The sequence below is a fragment of the Chamaesiphon sp. VAR_48_metabat_403 genome, assembly GCF_031422475.1.
Classification (GTDB): domain Bacteria; phylum Cyanobacteriota; class Cyanobacteriia; order Cyanobacteriales; family Chamaesiphonaceae; genus Chamaesiphon.
The window spans coordinates 1-3,049 of the sequence record NZ_JANPLS010000039.1 but is presented as its reverse complement, the minus strand read 5'-3'; the positions used below and the strand labels follow the sequence as shown (position 1 = coordinate 3,049).

The 3,049-nt window shown below is 46.4% G+C and carries 4 protein-coding genes; 1 reads left to right on the top strand and 3 read right to left on the bottom strand.

Annotated features, from left to right (window positions below):
• Positions 1-68: 68 nt before the first annotated feature.
• Positions 69-1,013, top strand: a complete 945-nt coding sequence (locus RMO79_RS01945; RefSeq protein WP_396136498.1) for an FTR1 family protein — start codon at positions 69-71, stop codon at positions 1,011-1,013.
• A 94-nt stretch (positions 1,014-1,107) separates the two neighbouring features.
• On the opposite strand, the gene RMO79_RS01940 is transcribed toward RMO79_RS01945, so the two are convergent.
• The 3 genes from RMO79_RS01940 to RMO79_RS01930 form a co-directional block, all read right to left on the bottom strand.
• Positions 1,108-1,746, bottom strand: coding sequence for a tetratricopeptide repeat protein (locus RMO79_RS01940; RefSeq protein ID WP_310481367.1), 639 nt, complete (start codon positions 1,744-1,746; stop codon positions 1,108-1,110).
• A 219-nt stretch (positions 1,747-1,965) separates the two neighbouring features.
• Positions 1,966-2,307, bottom strand: a complete 342-nt coding sequence (locus tag RMO79_RS01935) for a hypothetical protein (RefSeq protein WP_310481366.1) — start codon at positions 2,305-2,307, stop codon at positions 1,966-1,968.
• Positions 2,308-2,407: 100 nt separating this feature from the next.
• Complete coding sequence (locus RMO79_RS01930; protein ID WP_396136497.1) at positions 2,408-3,040, bottom strand: response regulator transcription factor; 633 nt, start codon at positions 3,038-3,040, stop codon at positions 2,408-2,410.
• Positions 3,041-3,049 lie beyond the last annotated feature (9 nt).

Below are 3,049 nucleotides of genomic sequence, written 5' to 3'. Positions count from 1 at the left end.
GATTTTTCCAGCCTGCCCTCCTTGGAGGGGATTTTTTAGACATATTCTTACACCTATATTTTAAGATCGTGGATTTTAGTTCGGCTTTGCCCACATTCGTAATTACCCTCAGAGAGGGGGTAGAAGCCGCCCTTGTGGTCGGTATCGTGCTTGCTTGCCTGAAAAAGTCAAAACAGAGCCACTTGAGCATCTGGGTGTATGCAGCCATCTCAGCGGCGATCGCAGCGAGTGGCATGGTTGGGGTATTGCTATCTCAAGCAGCTCAAGCATTATCGCAGTCTCAAAACCCCTATGCGGCGACATTAGAACTCTTTCTAGAGGCGATATTTGGGCTGGTGGCGATCGTCATGCTCAGTTGGATGCTAATCTGGATGACCAAACAAGCCAGATTTATGAAGGCGCAGGTAGAAGGGGCAATTCAACAAGCGATGGCGACAAATGCAGGCTGGGGGGTATTTACCCTAGTATTTGTGGCGATCTTGCGCGAAGGATTTGAAACCGTCTTATTTATCGTCGCCAAGTTTCAACAAGGCTTGATTCCGTCCCTCGGTTCGCTAGCCGGATTGACGGTTGCTACCGGAATTGGGGCGTTGTTGTTTAAGTGGGGAGTAAAGATTAACATCCGCCGCTTTTTCCAGATTATGGGCGTATTATTACTGCTGATTGTATCTGGTTTGGTGGTATCTTCACTAGGACATTTCGATACGGCGATCGCGACAATCGCGCAGAGCGATCGAAAATCTGCTGGGATGTGCTTTTTCTATGAGAAATTTACTAAGGTGCATTCTTGTAATCTGGGCAGCTTAGTCTGGAATACAACTAAGGTATTGCCCGAAGATAAATTCCCAGGCTTATTATTGAGTGCGTTATTTGGTTATACCGATAAGCTGTACTTAGTGCAAGCACTAGCTTATCTCGGATTTTTAGGATCGATCGGGGGTTTGTATTTCCGCAGTCTCAATCCGCCTAAATCCAAACAGTCAACGATGGGTACACCTGTGAAAAACAACTAAATATTATCGATTTTATCGATCGCTGTTGAGGCATAAACCCGACCGATCCCAGCAGTCGGGTTTATTGTGTTTAGACGAAAAACCCTTACCTAATTTATTTTCCGGTAGTCTGTTGCCATTGATTTAGTAAATCGGTTGCTAATTGAGCCTCTTGGGTATTCCCTTGTCTTTGCGATAGTTTGGCGGCTTGTTGGAGATCGGCAATGCCCCCAGTTGAGTCTTTTAAATAGGTGTATTTAAGAATGCCGCGATTGTAATAGGAACTAGCATTTCTCGGCTTGAGTTTAATGGCTCGATTGTAGTCAGATAATGCCCCTTGATAATCTTGCAGTTTATCTGCTTTGAGATTGCCGCGATTGTTGTAAGCAGCATCATAATTAGGCTTGAGTTTAATGGCGCGATTGTAATCTGATAATGCGCCCTGAAAGTCTTGCAGCTTATCTGCTTTGAGCAATCCGCGATTATAATAAGCATTCGGACTTTGGGGATTATTTTTAATGGCACGATTATAATCGGCTAGCGCGCCCTGAAAATCACCTTGCTGATACTTTTGCATCGCCGAGCCAAAGTTATCGCTAGTAACTCTTCTTCCCCTTGCTATGACGATCGTGGGATCGATCGATCTAGTCGAATTAACCACTTCCACAGAACTTTTAGCAATAATGGGTTGCACGATCGCAACTGTCAATCCTAACCCGATCGTCCCCGCCCACAGTGAGATTCTACGTGACATATAAAATGTGTTTAGATTGTGATGGTATTCATCCTAATCGGGATGGTAACACGATACAACATGCAATTAGTTTTTAATAACGCTGCTAGTTATCACCAAGGTTAAAGATTTGGGTATTGGGTATTGGGTATTAGCGATGGGATAAAACCTAAAACCTAACAGCTAAGACCTAACACCTATCCCACTAAAAACCCATAACTAGTAACTTGGGTTAACAGCCTATCTTCCCCAAGTAGAAATAAACCAGCCGAGCGCGATGCCTAAACCACCAAATCGGACGGCTTGCCAAAAGGGTTCCCACATATTCAGCAGTCGGGATTCTACAATCAGATCTAATTCTTCCAAGCGCGATCGAATTTGTGCCAGTTCCTGCGCGATTTGGGGCTGCTTGGTGCCTTTTTGCTTTAATTCATTGCGCTGACGCTCTAATACTACACGCTCGCGATCGGCTAACTCAATATCTGCCTGACGATGTTTGAGTGTAGAAATCGCCGTTTCTAATTCGGTAATCTCGCGCTCGAATTCGATCGTGAAATCAATTGGGGTCGCATTTTGAGTCATGGTCGCAAGATACAATTTAAGTAGCATTACTATTAATATGCCTAAATTTAGGTCATAACTTTCATATCTTCGACACCAGACGCGACGATCGATCGTCGCGTCACAGCAAAATCGCGCCCATCCTTACTCCCGCCGTCACTGCTTCCGTGCGGGTGGAAACGGCTAACTTCTGGAAAATTGATGAGATGTGAAATTTGACCGTATGCTCGGAAATGTGTAAATTGTATGCGATCGCCTTATTGCCCAAGCCAGAACCCATCCGAACTAGTACCTCCAGCTCCCGTGGCGTTAAAATGCCAACCGAATCGGGCACTTTTTCCCGTAGATCCAGCAGTTCCAGGGCGGTAGGGTGAAATACCACCCAGCCACTAGCGATCGCCACAATCGCCGCACTCAGTTCTCGTTCGGTACTGGTAGCAGGCAAAATTCCCATCACCCCAACCCGCATCGCCGCAGCCAAGTCGCCTTCCCAATCATACAAGGCGATCGGCATTCCCGGTGGCGATTGGGTAGCTTGAAATTGGTACAATTTTTCCCAGACTGAATTTTGCGGCGAATCGCCCAGATCGAGCAACAGCACATCGGCTCGAACGCGCTCGACTTCCTCCACGAGCGGATCTAGATCTGCCATAGTTCCCACTACACAAATCCCCGGATCGATCGACAGCGCGGCGGCTAAACCCGCACGCGAGACAGCCGCCGTTGCTACGATTAATACTCTGACATCTTGCATCAAAACAAA

Bases quoted from the DNA above. Each gene is read 5' to 3' on its own strand.
- RMO79_RS01935 (WP_310481366.1), bottom strand. From the start codon at position 2,307: ATGACTCAAAATGCGACCCCAATTGATTTCACGATCGAATTCGAGCGC.
- RMO79_RS01930 (WP_396136497.1), bottom strand. From the start codon at position 3,040: ATGCAAGATGTCAGAGTATTAATCGTAGCAACGGCGGCTGTCTCGCGT.
- RMO79_RS01940 (WP_310481367.1), bottom strand. From the start codon at position 1,746: ATGTCACGTAGAATCTCACTGTGGGCGGGGACGATCGGGTTAGGATTG.